The organism is Bradyrhizobium sp. USDA3010 (assembly GCF_056429065.1).
On record NZ_JBWJZD010000005.1, the window covers coordinates 292,900 to 309,001 of the forward strand.

A 16,102-nucleotide genomic window follows, 5' to 3' on the forward strand; every position below is an offset into this window, starting at 1 on the left:
GCCGGAGCCCGGGTGGCCCAAAGTCGTTAGCGCGGCAGGCGCGGAATCTTGTCGGCGAAGCCGTTGTAACAGGTCAGCCGCTCGTCCTCTTCCTTGACGAACCGGCATTCGGCGACGCCCTTGGCAGGGGCGGCCTTCGGCTTGGGCTGCGGCTTGAAGATCTCGTCGTAGCACATCAGCCGCTCCTTGGTTGCGTCGTCGATGTCCTGGCAGGCCTGGAGCTTCTGCGCGACCGACTGCGGCTTGCCGGGTGCTGCGGCCTTCTCGCCCTTCTTGGCCGCCGATTTCTTGCCGACCTGGACCAGCGGCTTGTCGCCGACCATCGGCTGCGGGGCCGCCGCCGGCTTGTCGGCGGCGGGGGGTGGCGTGGTGGCTGGAGCGGTGCCTTGAGCAAGCGCGGCAGCCGGGCAGAGGAGCGCCAGCGCGAGGATGATATGTCTCATGGTGAAAATGTCCGAAGTGGCGTGATGACCGGAAGGATGGCGCCGGGGATCGGAAAAGCCCGGCAAGCGCCGAGGCTTATCGCAAGTTCTGCCCGAATCCTACCCCGGAGGGGCCCCGCCCGGCACCGATCCACCGGCAAAACAGGGGCAATTGGTCGCCGGTTCGGCCGCAAGCGAGCGTGATTTGCGTTTGCCGGGCCGGGGGGCTATGAGGACGTCATCTGCGCGACTGGCGCTTGGATGGACCACCATCGGGGAGCGCAGAGACTGAACGCCGCGCGCCTGGGCACCGCTTCGAAACGGAGGTGCCATGACGGCGAACATTCTTGATGGGCATGCACATGCCCAAATTGTCATCGACAAGGTTGCGAGCGAACTGGACCGGCTGCCCCGCGCGCCCGGGCTCATGGTCGTGCTGGTTGGCTGTGACCCGGCGAGCCAGATTTACGTACAGAGCAAGGTCAGGATGGCCGAGCGGCTTGGTCTGCGCGGCGAGGTCGAGCGCCTGCCGGATGACGCCAGCGAGGCCGATCTGCTCGCCAGGATCGACGCGCTCAACGCGCGCGACGATATCGACGGCATCCTGATCCAGCTGCCGCTGCCGGCGCATATCGACGCCTTGCGCGTGATGGCGGCGGTCGATCCCGCCAAGGATGTCGACGGCCTGCACGCGCTGAACGCAGGCCGGCTGTTTCACGGCGACGATGCGTTGGTGCCGTGCACGCCGCTCGGCTGTCTTCGGCTGATCAAGTCGATCCGGCCAGATCTCACCGGCGCTCATGCCGTGGTGATCGGCAGCTCCAACATCGTGGGCAAGCCGATGGCCGCGCTGTTGCTGCAGGAGCAGGCGACCGTGACGCAGACCCACATCCACACCCGCGGCATCAGCAAGATCTGCCGTCAGGCAGATATCCTGGTCAGCGCGGTGGGGAAGGCTGGGCTCGTGCGCGGCGACTGGATCAAGCCGCAGGCCATCGTCATCGACGTCGGCACCACGCGCGTCGAGAAGCCGGAAGGCGGCTACGCGGTGTGCGGCGACGTCTTCTTCGACGAAGCGGTGTTGGTCGCCGGCGCGATCACGCCGGTGCCGCGCGGCGTCGGCCCGATGACGATCGCCTGCCTGATGGAGAACACGGTGAAGGCCGCGAAGGCGAGGGCGGCGCGGCTGCAATAGCCGCGGGGCTTGCAGCGAGACGCGAGCGGCCGGCGCCGCGCGCGTCTCTTTTTGCACGCGCAGTCCGGTGCGCCAAGAACATGACCCCGGAAGTAATGGAAAGCCCGCAGCGTTGGTCTATCGTCGCGCGACAGACGGAGGCGCGCGATGCTGTATGCAGAAGATCTCACCGAGGGCCAGACATTCCAGCTCGGCACCTACACGATCGGCGAAGCCGAGATCCTGGAGTTCGCCGGCAAATATGATCCGGTGCCGATCCACACCGACCCCGTCGCGGCTGCGGCGGGCCCGTTCGGCGGACTGATCGCAAGCGGCTTCAACACCATTGCGATCTATCAGCGGCTCGTCGTGGAGGCGATCTGGACCAAGGTGGCGGGCATCGTCGGGCGGAGCTTCGAGATCCGCCTGCCGAGCCCGGTCCGCCCGGGAGCCACGCTCACCGGCCAATCCCGGATCCAGAAAATCACCATCAGGCCGGAGCGGCGCGACGCGGTCGTGATCTTCAAGACCGAGCTCGTCAACGACGAGCAGCGTCCCGTGCTTGTCCTGGTTCTCGATGCGCTGATCCACATGCGGCCGGCGGAGCAGGGGCGGACGTAACCTCTGCCCGGATCGATCTGGCCGCCCGGCGATGCTGCGGCTACCATGCCGAGCCTGCGCCGAACTGCTGCGTATCAATGAGTCGTCTTGATATGTCCGGGCTCCCGGGCGGCAAGTTCGTCGATACGGTGCAAGGCGGATGGCATGGGCATGAAGCGCAGCAAGCAGACGCACGGCGAGATCGAAGCCAAACAGCGCAAGGCTGAGGAATGGCGTCGCACGCTGGCACAACGCGCCGCCGAACGGCAGCGCCTGCGCGACTACAAAATCGCGCTGGCGCGCGACGAGGTTGCGGTGGTCACGAGCCAGCTCGCGCCCACGAACAGCTATTCGACTCCAGATTTCGTCGAACGCGGAACCTATCGGCCCGAGCCGTTCGTCTGCAAGGATTGCGGCGTTGCCGAGGTCTGGACGCCGTTGCAGCAGAAATGGTGGTACGAGACCGCCAAGGGCGACGTGTTCACCAAGGCCGTGCGTTGCCGGGCCTGCCGCACCCGGGCGCGCGCACGCAAATCCGCCGCGCGCCGCGTGCATCTGGAAGGGCTCGCCAGGAAGAAGCCGTCCGCCTCGTAGAGAGCGGGTGCACCGGACGTCGCGTCACACTTCACATTGCCATGGATGGATGTGGAACCCGCGCGCAGGCGGTCAATGCGTCGCGTGTGCGGAACGTTTCGTTGCCTGATCGGTTCGAGACTTCGAAGCCCGCGGCGACGGGCGCGGGCGGGGAGGAACCAGCCAGGGAAAAATCCAAGGCCGGAACCAACAAGCAGGAGCAGCGGATGAAGCTCAATTCCACGCAAGTCAAGCAGACCATGACGCAACTGAACGCTCAGGTGCTTCCGGATGATCATCCGGCAGTGGCGCAACTGAACAGCGTGTTCGGCGAGCACACATTCTTCGTCGACACCACCGGGCTCAAGGTGCTCGAACCCGCCCAGTCCTCCGACATGCCGGGGCAGACCGGCGAGGTGGTGAGCCTTGCCGAGTGGAGCGATCCGGAGCTGACGTCGCTGCGGCCGCACGAGCCCGAACCGACCGGCGTGCTCATCACGCTTGAACCCAGCAAGCACTAGGAGCGTTTTCGAAATCGGCCTTCCTGATGGCGACAGTCTCCAACGTCACATCAAGAGGTGCCGAAAGTCACATGGCAAATCAGCACCGCCTGCGTATGCATCGGTTCGAGATGGGTATCCAGGCGGTGAGGGCCAGATGGGGATCGTGCGGCGCTGGAGCTCTGACGAGGATGAGAAGCTCAGAGAACTCGCCAGGGCCGGCAAGAACGCTCTCGAGATCAGCAACGAACTGACCCGCAGCGCTTCGGCCGTGCGCCGGCGCGCCGAGGTGCTGTCGGTCCTCATCATCGCCAAGGCGTTTCGCGCGCGCCCCTCGCATGTCGCCACCCATCTCGAGCGGGTCGCGATCGACGCGATCCGACATCGCCGGCCGTTTCCCGCGGGTGTCGGCCCGAGCACCATTGCCGGAATGATCGAGAAGGGCTGGATCCTGCCGGAGATGGGACGGAAATATCGCGTCACCGACGCCGGCGTGGAGGCCGTGCGCCGGAAGATCCCGAGCGGATGAAAGCCGGCGGCGGCAAGAATCTCCGCCCGGGATGCGCGCTCGCGCCGTTGAGGGAGGAGGAGACTGACATCGAGCCGATCTATCTCGAGGCCTGTTCAACGTCACCGCTGGTCGGTTCCCATGTCGATCGGCTGAAGCCCGACCTCGGTTTCATCGACGGCGATCACGGCCTGCGCGGTGTGATCCAGGATCAGCTGCTGGTGCGCTCCCACGCCAGCATCATCGTACATCACGACATCCACTCCCAGGCCTGTCCGGATACGACGCTGCTCTGGAAAGCGCTGAAGGAACTCGAAGCACCTGGCTTCGATGCGTTCGAATTCACCAGCCAGTATCCGTCCGTCAACGGATCGTTCCTCGGCATCGGCGCGATGAAGCGGCGGTCCGTCGCGATCACGCGTTCGCCGGCCGCTCGCCCAGATTGAGCTTGCTCTTGTCGCCGCCGGCCCACGCCAGTGTCTTCGGGTCCATCACGCGGAACCAGAGCGGCGGGATCGCAGCAAGACCGAACATGCCGGTGTAGCCGTTCGGCAGCCGCGGGATGTCGTCGAAATCGCGCAGCGACTGGTAGGGGCGCATCGGGTTGGCGTGGTGATCGGAATGACGTTGCAGATGGAACGTCATCAGGTTCGAGACGATGTGGTTGGTGTTCCAGGAGTGGCGTGGCTCGACCGCCTGGTAGCGGCCGTTCGGCAGCTTCTCGCGCAGCAGCCCGTAGTGTTCGACGTAGTTGGCCTGGGTCAGCGCATACCAGCCGAGGAAATGATGCGCGACGATGAACGGCGCGACCTTCCAGCCGAACAGCGCGATCAGAATCGCCGCGACGACGAGCGTCAGCGCAAAGCCCTGCAGGATCTCGTTGTTGACCGACCAGACCGGCTCGCCGCGCCGGGTGAGCCGCTCGGCCTCATTGCGCCAGCCGCGCCTGAAGGCGCCCGGCAGTTCACGCGTCGCGAAGGCATAGATCGATTCACCGAATCGCGCGCTGGCGGGATCTTCCGGCGTCGCGACCCAGGTGTGATGGCCGCGATTGTGCTCGACGCGGAAATGGGCGTAACCCACCGCGCAGTTGGCGAGCATGCCGAAGACGATGTTGAGCCTGTCCGCCTTGTGGCCGAGCTCGTGCCCGATCAGGAGCGCACCGCCATTGATGGTGCCGACGCCGAGCAGCAAAGCGACGTAGGACCACCACGGCAGCTCCTGCGTGCCGAAGAAGGCGATCAGGGCAACGTAGTTGATCCAGGGAAACACCACGGTGATGCGCGCCAGCCGCAGATAATACGGATCGGCCTCCATCGCGGCGACCACTTCCGCCGGCGGATTGTGGGTGTCCTCACCGAACAGGACATCGAGCAGCGGGATCAGGATGAAGATGAAGACGAACGGAATCAGCGTCACCAGCGGATTATGCGTCCGCAGGAAGAGCCAGTAGGACAACAGCGGGATCAGCGGCGGAATGAACGAGAGCATCCACAGATAGCGCTTGCCGTCCCGGTAGGTGATCGTCTCGCCAGCGGCATTGGTGCCCGTGAAGATCATCGCATTCCCTCCAGCATCTCTTGTCGAGGCGGCGTTCGCCGTTGTTGTGCAGAGGATGCCGCGAGACGGGCCTGCGCCGCCAGTTCCCAACAGGCCAATCTTGTGGCATTTTGCGCCAAACCGGTTCCACCGGATGTGTTCGGCTGGACGCTCGCGAGGGAGGGCGCCGAGGCAATGCAGGGGTCGAAGGCCGATGCCATTCGCACGCCGGTGTCCGTGAGCTATGCGCGGGCGCTGGTGCGGGCGTTCGGCAAGACGCGGGGCGAACGCGACGAGTTGCTGCAGGGCACTGCAATCGAGCAGGACGTGCTCGACCAGCCCGGCGCTCATATGCCGGTGTCGTCGCTGGTGATCCTCGCCGCCAACATCACCCGCCGGCATGGCGAGTTGTGGCCGCTGTCGGCCGCGGCGGTCTGGTCGACATCGCTGCAGGGGGCGCTCGACGTCGCGACCAGGACGGCGCCGACCATCGCGGACGCGCTCAACACCGGCGCGCGCTTCGGGTCGACCCGCGCGCCCTTCATCCGCAACCGACTGCGCACAACGCCGCGCTCGATCCAGATTGAAATCTCTCCTGCGGTGGCAATGGACGGCGCGCTGTGGCGCGCCGTGGCGCTGGCGGTCAGCCTCAACGTGCACGCGGTCTATGTGCAGCTGCTCGAGGATGCGATCGATCAGGCGACCTTGCAGTTTCCCTGGCCGCCGCCTGCGGGCGTGGAGCGGCTGATGCAGCATTATTCCTGCGCCGTGAAGTTCAACGCCGCCGCCTTCATCTTCGACGTGCCCAAGCAGCTATGCGCGCGGCCTTCGCCGTTTGCCGATCCGGAATTGCACGCCAAGGCGATCGAAGCGCTCGAGGAGATCGAAAAGCCGCGCTCGGACACCGCGGCGCTGGCGCGGATCGTCGAGAGCCTGATTGCGGCGCGGCTGCCGCAGCGGCTCGGCGAGGAGGAGGCCGCGCGCCTCGTCGGCACCTCGCGGCGGACGCTGGTGCGGCGGCTGGCGGAGGCGGGCTGCGCCTTCCGGCCGCTGCTCGACGGCGTGCTGCGCGAGCGCGCCCGGACAATGCTCGCCGCGGGAACCCAATCGCGCGACGAGATGGCGGCCGCGCTCGGCTACACCGACGCGACGAGCTTCAGCCGCGCCTGCCGGCGCTGGTTCGGCGAGAGAAGTTTGCTCAGCTAGCTCAGCGGCGCGCTCTGGCGCGGCTGCGCAGGCTCTCCACCTTGCGACAGAGGTTGGATGGCCGACGGATCGTCGATCCAAATAATCGCCATTCAAAATGGCCGCCTGAAATGGCGGTAGCTATCACCTCGGCTCCCAACAGCGTCGATAGGAAGGAAAGCCCAAGCCCAAGGAGCGTTAAGCGGGAGAGTTAATCGGCCCGGTTCGCATCAACTCAAAAGTCGTTTGTCAACCGCAACTTGGTGCCGGCCTGCATGTCGGCCGCAAACTGGCGGGCGACTTCCCGCCGGATCTCGATCGGCTTTCGGGGCTTTCGTCGATAGTTGCGCGTGAGCGGCGAAAGTTGTTGTGGCTCGCCACAAGACCAGCCGTGCGAGACCTACCTGCCGGTCAGTGCATGAAAGCCACGATCAGCGCAATCGTGACCAAGACGTATGTGCTGGTAACGGTAATGCCCAAGTATAAGCGCTCCATAACGGCCTCGCTGCCCTTCAAGGTGAGGTGCCGCCCCCTCGTTGTTCATCGTAGCGCTTGCTGTGCACCGAGGAGTTGGAATTTCGACTTACGGGGGCTCTACGGGAAAGCCATCGGGATTAGTCCTTGCGGGCGACCCGGTTTTGCGTCGATCCCGCCTGTCGCTGACACGCGCGATGGGCTAATTCAGCGACGGTGCATCCAGGGCACCACGACTTGGAAATTGTTGCTTGCTTGAATCAAGGATCAGGACGTTCGGAATGGTCATTGGCTGGCTAACGCTGGCCTTTATTGCGTTCGCCACACTGGCCCCGATCCGGGACCGCCCCTCGTTTGCTGCTGATCCGCACGTCGAGCATTTCGCCGCGTTCGCGGTGATGGCACTGGCCCTTGTGGTGGGTTATCCCCGGCGCGCCATGCTGGTCGTGCTCTTAGTCGTTTTCAGTGCGTTCACGCTCGAAGCAATGCAATTGCTAACCCCTGACCGGCACGGCCACCTGGCCGACGCAATCTTCAAGGTTGCAGGAGGCCTCGCCGGCATCGGAGCGGGCCAGCTTCTACTGCTGCTCGTTCTGCGCAAGCTGTCCGGCCGGTGACTTCAGCCGGTAAATTTCGCGAACGGCCAAGCAGCTTCTCCAGGGGTCGAGAAAAGGCGCCTTGCTGAAGCGAGCATGACGGCCAGACGCTGACGGCCTCCGTTCAAATGAGGCATTCGTTCGGAGTTTGATGCCGCGTCGACGCTCTTCCTAGCTTCGTTTCAGACGAGCGATCCTTTTGTAGTCGATCCACAACTCGACGAATTCGTGCTCGTCCAAAAAACCCTCAGCTCGGCGCTTTGCCTCCTCGTCGTCACTGCAACGAAGTTCATACGTTGCGCGTGCGACGCCGGCCGGGTCTACTCCAAATGCCACGTAAGGTTTGCGTTCTTCAATCATCTTGTCCCCATGACCTAATGGCAGTCCGATTGACGCAGATTGGCGTCGGAAGATGTCATTGCAATCGATGAATCTCAAATAACGAAAGAGGCCGCTGGCCGCTGAACAGCGGCCTCCTTGACCCCGACTTCAAATGGACGTCTTGGAAATAAAATCGCCACCGAAGGTCCGATATTAGTAGACGGCAAATGCGCGACGCAGTGAAGTCCAAACACGCTCATCCACACAGGGAACTGTTGTGACGTTGCGAGCGCGACACACTTCTGTGACCTGGGAGCGATCTATATCGCTCGCGAATCTTGGTCAGAGCCCGGACGGATTATCGATTCCGTGCGCGCCAGTACGATCATTACGCCGACAAGAGATCGCAAGAGTTTTTGCCGGCAATTTGGAATTGCGTTCGCAATCAAATCTATCAGGATTTCGAATGGCTCGTGCACGACGGTAGTCCGAACCGCGGATCCTCGTTCGATGCAATCGGTGATCCGCGAGCCCGATATTTTCATGAGCCTGCGCCGGTGACGATTGGAGCGAAGCGGAGCGCACGAGGCGTTCGGTGTGTGTGCAAGTTCACAAAAGCATCGAATGCCAAGTGCTATACTTAAGAAGATATTACGTCGTTCATATTGCTGAGGGAGTTTGCGGTGAATTACATGGCACCGATGCAGCCAAGGTTCCTCGTTCGAAAGGGAAGCACTGACTGGATGGTTTACGATCGACAACGCAAGGGGGCGGCCCAATTGAACGATTACAGTTTGGCTGAGAAACTGACGAAGGAGCAGGCCGAGCAGATTAAGCAGAGGCTGGCAACTTGGAACTTTCAGCCTACTTGGGCTGGCCCGAAACGCCCATCGCGAAGTTGACGACCTCGCCCCCCGTCCAGCCGAGTATTGACCCACCGAACCTTGTCGCAGGAAGTGCGTTTGAGGTGCGCCGAGATGTCGTACCAGTCCCGGTCGGGAAGTCGGAAAGCTTCAGCCGGCCGTGGTGGTGTTGGCAGCCGACGCAGAGCACCGGCACGAGAGGAGCCGGCGCCAGGGCCCGTACGCCAGCTCCTCCGAAACGGAGACCGTAAGACGTTCCCCAAATCGGTCCCGTCCCTCTGAGAAGCCTGCGCCGACCTGCTTGCTGATTTGCTAACGGCCTCGCTCGGCTAGCTCTCGACCAGCGGCGAATGGATATCGTTTTCCGGCAGGCTGGGTCGGAGTAACCCTTATGGCGTTGCTCAGGGGCGGACGAGCGGCGGTATCAGAGGTAGTCTGTCGGCTCCCGACCCTTACACCCCCACCCGGTCGGGAGTTAACAGAATAGCGACCTCGGCGCGTCGTCCGCGTCGGGGTCGTTCCTCATTGTGCGCATCGCATTTCAGGACAAACGCCAAACCGCCCTATTGCGCCCTTGTTGCGCGGAGGGATTTGAAGCTGTTGGTAATGTGTTGATTTTGCTCGCAGCGAGTTAAGCTTGCTCACAGCACGAAAACGATCATCCAGAACGAAACCGGTTCGTCCTAAACCGTTGTACCATCGATGAAAACATGGCGCGCTCGGAGAGATTCGAACTCCCGACCCTCGGAATCGAAATCCGATGCTCTATCCAGCTGAGCTACGAGCGCGTTGCGGTCGATTATCAGACTTGGGCTGCGGGGGCCAGCAGGGACGGCACGGCGTCCACGCCTCCCGCCGGCCTACCTTTGAGCTCAGAAGCAGGGATGACGGCGACGATCCTGGCCGATATAGGCAGCCGAGCCTTGGTAGCACTTGTTGGTCGACGGGCCGTCGTAATAGGCGAAGCTGCCGGCGGCCGGGCCCGGGCCGTAATTGTGCAGATAGCTGATGTGGTAGGGCAGGCCCCAATGCGCGTGGTGGTGATGCCGGTGGTGGCGCGGGGTGGCCGAGAGGTCGGCGGCTGAAGCCGGGGTGAGGGCCGGGATGGCCAGGGAAACGGTCGCGGCGAGGGCGGCGAAAAGCTTGGTCTTGGTCATTGGCGGCCTCCTGGCGTTCACGCTGGAATCGGCTTGCGCAGCCGGTCCAAGGTCCTCTAGCGCTTCATTTAACCCGAAATCCGGCCAAAAGCTGCGGGAAATCAGCCACAGCGCGCCAAATTTTGCCTTTTTGGGGATGCTTAACGGATTGCCAACACAGTCCGGCCAGAGTCTTGCGGTCAGGTCCGCCCGGGCCGCCTTTCCCTCGGTTTCGAACATTCCATGCGCATCACGCCCCTTGTCGCCTTGCTGCTCTCGGTTCTGGCGGTCACGCCGGCGCGGGCCGTTCTGCACATCACGCGCGACCATGGCGGTTATGTCGAGGAGTACAAGGCCAAGTACAAGCAGATCCGCGAGCGCCGCGAGCGCGTCGTGATCGACGGCATCTGCAACTCGGCCTGCACGCTGGTGTTCGGCATCGTGCCGCTGAACAAGATTTGCGTGACGCCGAAGGCCAGCATCGGCTTCCACCAGGCCTATTACGACAAGGCGTTCACCTTCGGCATCAAGGTCACCAGCCTCGAGGGCACCTCCGACCTGATGTCCTACTATCCCGACACGGTGAAGGACTGGATCCGCCGCAATGGCGGGCTCACCACCGAGATGAAAAAGATCAAGAACGGCGTCGATCTCTGGAAGATCGTCGATCCCTGTCCGGAAGAGTGGTAGGTGCGGACGCTCGCGCACACTCGACCTTCTTCCAGCGCCGCTTTGCCCGCTTGCCGCGTGCGGCCGGTGCCCGCGACCCGAAACCCTACGGTCGGAATTTGGAACCGGCAGCACGGGCCATTCGTTTTGCTCATGATGCGTTCATCCTCATGTTGCGATTGTGGTCCGAGCAGCGAGAGCGAGCCTCACCGCCGGAACGGACCGGCCTCAGGTCGCACGCGCGGGAGGTTGTGATGGCAACCAAGTCCAATCTTTCGAAGGCCGAACTCGCCCGCGGCGTTGCCGGCGCCGCGTCAGCGTTGGTGCTGAGCGCGCTCGTCCTGTTCGTCGCCGCACATCACCTGAGCGGCGGGTAGACCGGGCGGCGCGTCCACCAAGCCAGTCATGAAAACAGGAAGGTCCCGATCAGGAGGCCGGCCGCAAATGCCCAGAGTCCGAGGGTGCAGGCCGAGATGACCCGAACGAGATTGCGCAGATCCACGTCCTGCCAGCTGCTGTGGGATCGATACGTCAATTGCAGGCACCCCCTGCGGCGGCCGCCTTTGCGTCCTGGTTCCACAGCCTGTTCCCGATACGTGCCCAAATGAAGGCAACCGGTGGTGGCGCCTGATCACGCATTTGCGATCTTTAGCCGGCGATTGGCGGCCGTCCTTGCCAGAAAAGACCCCAGCCGGAGCCCCATCACGCCGCAAAGGCCGAACCGCCGCCTTGCACGATGTCGCTGAGATACTTCGCCGGCGGCTTGCCGAGTGCCTTCTTGAACATGGTGATGAACGCCGTGACGGATTCATAGCCGAGCGCGGTCGAGACCTGCTGAACGCTTGCGCCGGCCGACAACTCACGCAACGCGACGATCAAATGCAGCTGCTGGCGCCAGCGGCCGAACGTCAGGCCGGTTTCGCTCAGGACGAGACGCGCAAGGCTGCTTTCGCTCATTGCCACACGGTCGGCCCATTCGGCCATCGTGCTGCGATCAGAGGGATCGTCGGCGAGATCAGCCGCGATCCGTCGCAGGCGCGGTTCGCCTGAGATCGGCAGATGCAGCTGCTGGACCGGCATTTGCGGCAGTTCGTTCAGCAGCAATTGCGTGACGAGCGTCGCATCGCCGACGTCATGCTGCATGCGATCTGAAAGCGCGACGATAAGCTCGCGGAGCAGCGGCGAGATCGACAGTGTGCAGCAGCGATCGGGCAGGTCGGCGGCCCCGGGCTCGATGAAGACGAAGAAGATCCGCGCATTGGCGGTTGCGATATTGGTGTGGCGGGTGCCGCCGGGGAGCCAGACGCCGCAATGCGGCGGCACCATCCACAGTCCGTTCGGAACGCGGCACATCACGCCGCCGCCGAGCGCAAACACCAGCTGTCCCTTGCGGTGCGCATGCTCGGCCGCCTCGACCTTGTTCGCGGTGATGTCGAGGCGCACGGCGAGGGCCGGGGCCGCGACGTCATCCGGATCGAGGTCGGGCCAGGGATAGCGAAGCTCGAAACCCATAGCGAAGCTCAAAACCCATAGCGGAGCTAAAAGCCCATGACGTGACCGAATTTAGCGATCAATAGAGCAGATATGTAAATTCTTCCGGGCGCCAAGTCGATAGTTTCCGCGCATGCAGATAGCTGGGAGCATGCGATGACGATGATTGCGCCGATGCGGACGTTGGGCGGGCAGGGGCTCCTGGTCGCGGGGATCCTGCTGATCGCCTCGGCGCTCCGTGCGCCCATCACCGGCGTGGCGCCGATGCTCGGCCTGATCCGCGAGAGCAGCGGGGTCAGCGCGGCAGAGGCGGGGATCCTGACGACGCTGCCCTTGCTTGCGTTCGCCGCGATCTCACCGGTTGCAGCCATCGTCGCACGCAGATGCGGCATGGAGCGGTGGCTGTTCGGCGCGCTGCTGGTCATGGCGGCCGGGATCGCGCTGCGCTCGTCCGGTCCGGTCTGGGCGCTGTTCGCCGGCACTGCCACGCTTGGCGCCGGGATCGCTGTCGCGAATGTCCTGCTGCCGAGCCTGCTCAAGCGGGACTTCCCGACCCGCATCGCCAGCCTGACGGGCGCCTACGCGATCACGTCCGCATTGGCGCAGGCGCTCGCCTCTGTTGTGGCGATCCCGCTCGCCCTGTTGCCCGGATCGAACTGGCACCTTTCGCTTGCGAGCACACTGATCTTTCCGCTGGTGGCGCTGATGGTCTGGGCTCCGCAACTGGGGATGCACTCGGCTCCGGCGACCGAGCCTGGTTCGGCGTCGCATCGTGGGCGCATCTGGCACTCGCCGCTCGCCTGGCAAGTCACCGGCTTTCTCGGCCTGACCTCGCTGGTGTTCTACATCATTGTCGGATGGCTGCCCGCCATTCTCGTGCAGGCAGGCTATTCAGCGGCGGCGGCGGGCACGCTGCACGGTGTGTCGCAATTGGCGACGGCGGTTCCCGGCTTGATCCTCGGTCCGATGGTCCGCCGCATGAAGGATCAGCGCGGCATCGCAATCGCGGTGTCGCTCGCGACCTGCGTCTCGGTGCTGGGATTGTGGCAGCTTCCGTCGCTTGCGATGCTGTGGGTCGCGCTGTTCGGTTCCGGAGCCGGAGCTGCCTTTATCCTCGGTTTGACATTCGTCAGTTTGCGAACCGCGCACAGCCATCAGGCGGCCGCGCTGTCAGGCATGGCGCAATGCCTCGGCTATACGCTCGCGGCTGCAGGCCCGCCGCTTGCCGGACTTGCCCGCGATGCGACCGGAGGCTGGGAGGTTGCGCTCGTCTGCTGTGCCGTTGCGACCGCGCTGATGGCGGTCCTTGGCAACTTCGCCGGACGTGCGACAACGATCTGATGCTGTATGCGGACATGCGGCCGGTCAAGACCGCATACAGGGGACGGCGGATGCCCGTCGGTTGTATGCGATGGACCCGCGCGCTATGGAGACGCTTGGCAAGCAAGAGCCCGGGGAAAGTGCCGTTGAGGATATCCGCCAGTACGCGCATCGTGATCGGATCGACGCTTTTTGCCCTGGCGTCGAGTGCATTGCTTTATCTGGTTCCGGCGAGCCCGATCGACCCGCAACTGCTGCGCGGCACCTTTCACTTTTATCAGGGGCACGCGTTTCTCGTCCCCGTCAAATACGTGGATGGCGAGATCAAGACTGCCCGACTGTATGAAGACGACAGGCTGCTCGGCCCGGCGAACAGCACCCAGCAGGAGATCATCGACAAGGGCGCCGGCCGATTTGGACTTTACCGGGATAGCTGGGGCTATTTCGGGCTGGCCTTGATGTTCTCGACGAGCGACAATACCGACCCGAACACCAACGGCAGGAAGTATCACCTCAGATGACGGCCGGCGCCATGCGACGGTCGAATCGAGACCCGCGCGGGTCACATGAAGCCCGGATTGCGCGGCAGATACTGGCCCCAATTGCCGAATTCTCGCGACGACATCAGCAGCATCGGACACTTGATCCGCATTCCGTGCGCCATTGCGGCATCAAGCGCCGCCTTGCTCGCACCGGGCAGGAATGCAGATATCTGTGACGCGCCGCTCCCGGCCGCCAGGTACAGCGCTGTCCTCAAAGCGGGAGCGACCGCGTGCGGCTCCATGACTGCGAGCGGTCCGATATGACCACCGGCGTCCACATAGGCGTAGCCGATCCAGTCGTTTCCATCGTGGAGATTGAACCCGGTCGCCGCGCCGTCATTGATCAGATAGCGATGATGCTTTTCGCGCGAGACGCCAAGGATCCGCTCGTCCGCTTGCGCGAGGCGGCGCAGGGTCGAGGCCTCTGGCTCGAGCGGCGTGACGTCGTATCGTGGACCATGCAAATGACCGATCAACTGCTCGCGCGACGCACTGACACTGTAGATGGGAAATCGCGGAAGCAGTCCGTGACGGATGTAGAGCCCCTGCGATACCGTGTTGAAGCTGAAGGTGATGAGCGCCTTGTTGGACGCGCCCGATTTCTCCGCGTGCGCGATGGTCCGCTTGATCAGTTCGTTGCCGATGCTCCGCCCTTGCTGATCGGGCGACACGAACAGCTGCGCCAGAAACCACATGTCTCCGCAGACCCAGCTCCAGGCGAAGCCGAGGATCCGCTCGTTCTCCTCCGCCACCCAGAGACCATCGGGATCGTCCCTCATGCAAAACAACTGGAAATTGGGTGGAGACGACACCGCCATCGGGCCGAAGCCGTGCCGTTCGGTGAGATCGTTGATGCTGGAGACGACGAGGGCGTCGGCGAATTCCAGATCCTGCGCGCGCGCCGGCCGGCAAACCACTGACATGGGCAACTCCGTTGGTGACCGGATGATGGTCAAAACCTCGCCGTGCCGGGATCGAGCCCAAGCGCCAGCCGTCCGGCGATGACGTAATTGTTCGGACTCATCGCGACATGCTTCGCCGCGGCGCGCACATCGCCGACCGCACGCTCCAGGGCGCAGGTCTCGAAGATGGCGACGGCACCCGCGCTGGCGGCCAGCATCTCGGTGACGGATGTCGCAGTCTCGGCCGCATGGGCGTTGGCGATCCGAATGTCCGCGCGTGCCTCAACCAGCCGTTGGCCGCCCGTGTCGGTTGCGGCCATCAATTCGTTCATGGCATCGACCAGAAGCGCACGGGCGGCGCGAAGCATCGCTCTGGTCCGCCCGACCGTCGCCTGAACGGTCTCGCGATCGCGAAGGGCAGCCCGGTTTCCGAAGCGGCCTTTGGCGAGCTCCGTGAACGAGGTCATGGCGCCGGACGCGATGCCGAGCGGCACCCCGCAGATGCTCCACGCGAACACCGATGACGGCGGCATGCGATAGAGCAGTCCGGGCTGGGTCGGTTGCAGCCCGAGAAAGGGATGGGCGTGAGCGGCTGGCACGAAGATATCTCGCGCCTCGAAATCGCAACTGCCGGTGCCGCGCAGTCCGGACACATGCCAGTTGTCGAGGATGGTCACGTCCGCCCGCCCGAGATAGCAGCAGAGAAGCGGCGAAGCCGGATCGTCGGGCCTGACGCTGGCCAGCACCATGAAGCGCGTCGCGTGATGCGCGCCGCTGCCGAACGGCCAGCGCCCGGAAATGCGATAGCCGCCTGCGACGGCGCTCGCCGTGCCGACCGCACCGGTCGCGCTTGCGACAAAGGCGCGCGGGTCAGCATACCACTCGCGTGCGACAGCCTCGTCGAGGTAGCCGCCGATCCGGCTCATGCCGGCGCCATTGCCGACCAGCCAGCCGACGGAGCCATCGAGTGCCGAGGCGGCTTCGACGACCCGCATGAACGCGAAGGGAGACAGTTCGGGTCCGCCGAGCGCTTGCGGCAGCCACAGGCGGAACAGGCCGGCATCCGCCAGCGCGGCGAAAACCGCGGCCGGCAGCCGCCGTCCGCTGTCGAACGCGTTGCGCTGCGCAGCGATGAACGGAGCCAACGCCTGGACGGCATCGAGCACGCGGCAAGCGTGGGTCGGGTCACCGTCATTCACCTCCGGACCGGGACGGGTCATCGGACCGTCCGTTTTGGCCGCATGGCCTGGATCGCGCATCGGGTTCTCCTTGAGGTTCGGCACCGCT

The 16,102-nt window shown here is 64.0% G+C and carries 18 protein-coding genes, 1 tRNA gene and 1 riboswitch; of the genes, 12 read left to right on the top strand and 7 right to left on the bottom strand.

All coding sequences use genetic code 11. The features are described from left to right. Positions 1-26 precede the first annotated feature (26 nt). Positions 27-443: a hypothetical protein gene (locus tag AC066Y_RS11465; protein ID WP_342728542.1), complete on the bottom strand. Its 417-nt coding sequence runs from the start codon at positions 441-443 to the stop codon at positions 27-29. Between the two features lie 215 nt (positions 444-658). Beyond that, a riboswitch (ZMP/ZTP riboswitch) is annotated at positions 659-738 on the top strand. 15 nt (positions 739-753) lie between these two features. Between AC066Y_RS11465 and AC066Y_RS11470 the strand changes: the two genes are divergently transcribed. From AC066Y_RS11470 to AC066Y_RS11495, 6 genes are all read left to right on the top strand, one after another. Beyond that, positions 754-1,617 (top strand): bifunctional 5,10-methylenetetrahydrofolate dehydrogenase/5,10-methenyltetrahydrofolate cyclohydrolase, encoded by an 864-nt coding sequence (locus AC066Y_RS11470; protein ID WP_478273948.1) that lies wholly within the window; start codon positions 754-756, stop codon positions 1,615-1,617. Positions 1,618-1,764: 147 nt separating this feature from the next. Beyond that, entirely contained in the window at positions 1,765-2,217 is a 453-nt protein-coding gene (locus AC066Y_RS11475; RefSeq protein WP_176530697.1) for a MaoC/PaaZ C-terminal domain-containing protein, read from the top strand. Between the two features lie 150 nt (positions 2,218-2,367). After that, on the top strand, positions 2,368-2,790 hold the full coding sequence (locus tag AC066Y_RS11480) for a zinc-ribbon domain containing protein (protein ID WP_478273949.1): 423 nt from the start codon (positions 2,368-2,370) through the stop codon (positions 2,788-2,790). A 206-nt stretch (positions 2,791-2,996) separates the two neighbouring features. Continuing rightward, complete coding sequence (locus tag AC066Y_RS11485) at positions 2,997-3,290, top strand: hypothetical protein (protein ID WP_176530699.1); 294 nt, start codon at positions 2,997-2,999, stop codon at positions 3,288-3,290. A gap of 136 nt (positions 3,291-3,426) precedes the next feature. Continuing rightward, positions 3,427-3,798, top strand: a complete 372-nt coding sequence (locus AC066Y_RS11490) for a hypothetical protein (RefSeq protein WP_478273950.1) — start codon at positions 3,427-3,429, stop codon at positions 3,796-3,798. Then, positions 3,795-4,223: a hypothetical protein gene (locus AC066Y_RS11495; RefSeq protein ID WP_478273951.1), complete on the top strand. Its 429-nt coding sequence runs from the start codon at positions 3,795-3,797 to the stop codon at positions 4,221-4,223. The genes AC066Y_RS11490 and AC066Y_RS11495 overlap by 4 nt, the downstream gene beginning before the upstream one ends. On the opposite strand, the gene AC066Y_RS11500 is transcribed toward AC066Y_RS11495, so the two are convergent. After that, the gene (locus AC066Y_RS11500; RefSeq protein WP_478273952.1) at positions 4,192-5,337 is read right to left on the bottom strand and encodes an alkane 1-monooxygenase; all 1,146 of its coding nucleotides are present in this window, start codon (positions 5,335-5,337) and stop codon (positions 4,192-4,194) included. The genes AC066Y_RS11495 and AC066Y_RS11500 overlap by 32 nt on opposite strands. A gap of 174 nt (positions 5,338-5,511) precedes the next feature. Between AC066Y_RS11500 and AC066Y_RS11505 the strand changes: the two genes are divergently transcribed. Then, positions 5,512-6,522, top strand: coding sequence for a helix-turn-helix domain-containing protein (locus tag AC066Y_RS11505; protein ID WP_478273953.1), 1,011 nt, complete (start codon positions 5,512-5,514; stop codon positions 6,520-6,522). A 734-nt stretch (positions 6,523-7,256) separates the two neighbouring features. After that, complete coding sequence (locus tag AC066Y_RS11510) at positions 7,257-7,592, top strand: VanZ family protein (RefSeq protein ID WP_478273954.1); 336 nt, start codon at positions 7,257-7,259, stop codon at positions 7,590-7,592. A 1,874-nt stretch (positions 7,593-9,466) separates the two neighbouring features. Here the strand turns inward: AC066Y_RS11510 and AC066Y_RS11515 are convergent. Both AC066Y_RS11515 and AC066Y_RS11520 read right to left on the bottom strand, forming a co-directional pair. Beyond that, a tRNA-Arg gene (locus AC066Y_RS11515) sits at positions 9,467-9,543 on the bottom strand. Between the two features lie 84 nt (positions 9,544-9,627). After that, complete coding sequence (locus AC066Y_RS11520; protein ID WP_478273955.1) at positions 9,628-9,912, bottom strand: hypothetical protein; 285 nt, start codon at positions 9,910-9,912, stop codon at positions 9,628-9,630. Between the two features lie 222 nt (positions 9,913-10,134). On the opposite strand from AC066Y_RS11520, the gene AC066Y_RS11525 reads away from it, so the two are divergent. Continuing rightward, entirely contained in the window at positions 10,135-10,581 is a 447-nt protein-coding gene (locus tag AC066Y_RS11525; RefSeq protein ID WP_223967421.1) for a hypothetical protein, read from the top strand. Positions 10,582-10,814: 233 nt separating this feature from the next. Further along, positions 10,815-10,937, top strand: coding sequence for a hypothetical protein (locus AC066Y_RS11530; RefSeq protein WP_478273956.1), 123 nt, complete (start codon positions 10,815-10,817; stop codon positions 10,935-10,937). A gap of 325 nt (positions 10,938-11,262) precedes the next feature. On the opposite strand, the gene AC066Y_RS11535 is transcribed toward AC066Y_RS11530, so the two are convergent. Then, positions 11,263-12,072 (bottom strand): AraC family transcriptional regulator, encoded by an 810-nt coding sequence (locus AC066Y_RS11535; RefSeq protein ID WP_478273957.1) that lies wholly within the window; start codon positions 12,070-12,072, stop codon positions 11,263-11,265. Positions 12,073-12,207: 135 nt separating this feature from the next. On the opposite strand from AC066Y_RS11535, the gene AC066Y_RS11540 reads away from it, so the two are divergent. After that, on the top strand, positions 12,208-13,392 hold the full coding sequence (locus AC066Y_RS11540) for an MFS transporter (protein WP_478273958.1): 1,185 nt from the start codon (positions 12,208-12,210) through the stop codon (positions 13,390-13,392). A 95-nt stretch (positions 13,393-13,487) separates the two neighbouring features. Next, entirely contained in the window at positions 13,488-13,892 is a 405-nt protein-coding gene (locus AC066Y_RS11545; protein ID WP_478273959.1) for a hypothetical protein, read from the top strand. A gap of 41 nt (positions 13,893-13,933) precedes the next feature. On the opposite strand, the gene AC066Y_RS11550 is transcribed toward AC066Y_RS11545, so the two are convergent. Both AC066Y_RS11550 and AC066Y_RS11555 read right to left on the bottom strand, forming a co-directional pair. After that, the gene (locus AC066Y_RS11550) at positions 13,934-14,836 is read right to left on the bottom strand and encodes a GNAT family N-acetyltransferase (RefSeq protein ID WP_478273960.1); all 903 of its coding nucleotides are present in this window, start codon (positions 14,834-14,836) and stop codon (positions 13,934-13,936) included. 29 nt (positions 14,837-14,865) lie between these two features. After that, entirely contained in the window at positions 14,866-16,074 is a 1,209-nt protein-coding gene (locus AC066Y_RS11555) for an acyl-CoA dehydrogenase family protein (RefSeq protein ID WP_478273961.1), read from the bottom strand. Between the last annotated feature and the right edge of the window lie 28 nt (positions 16,075-16,102).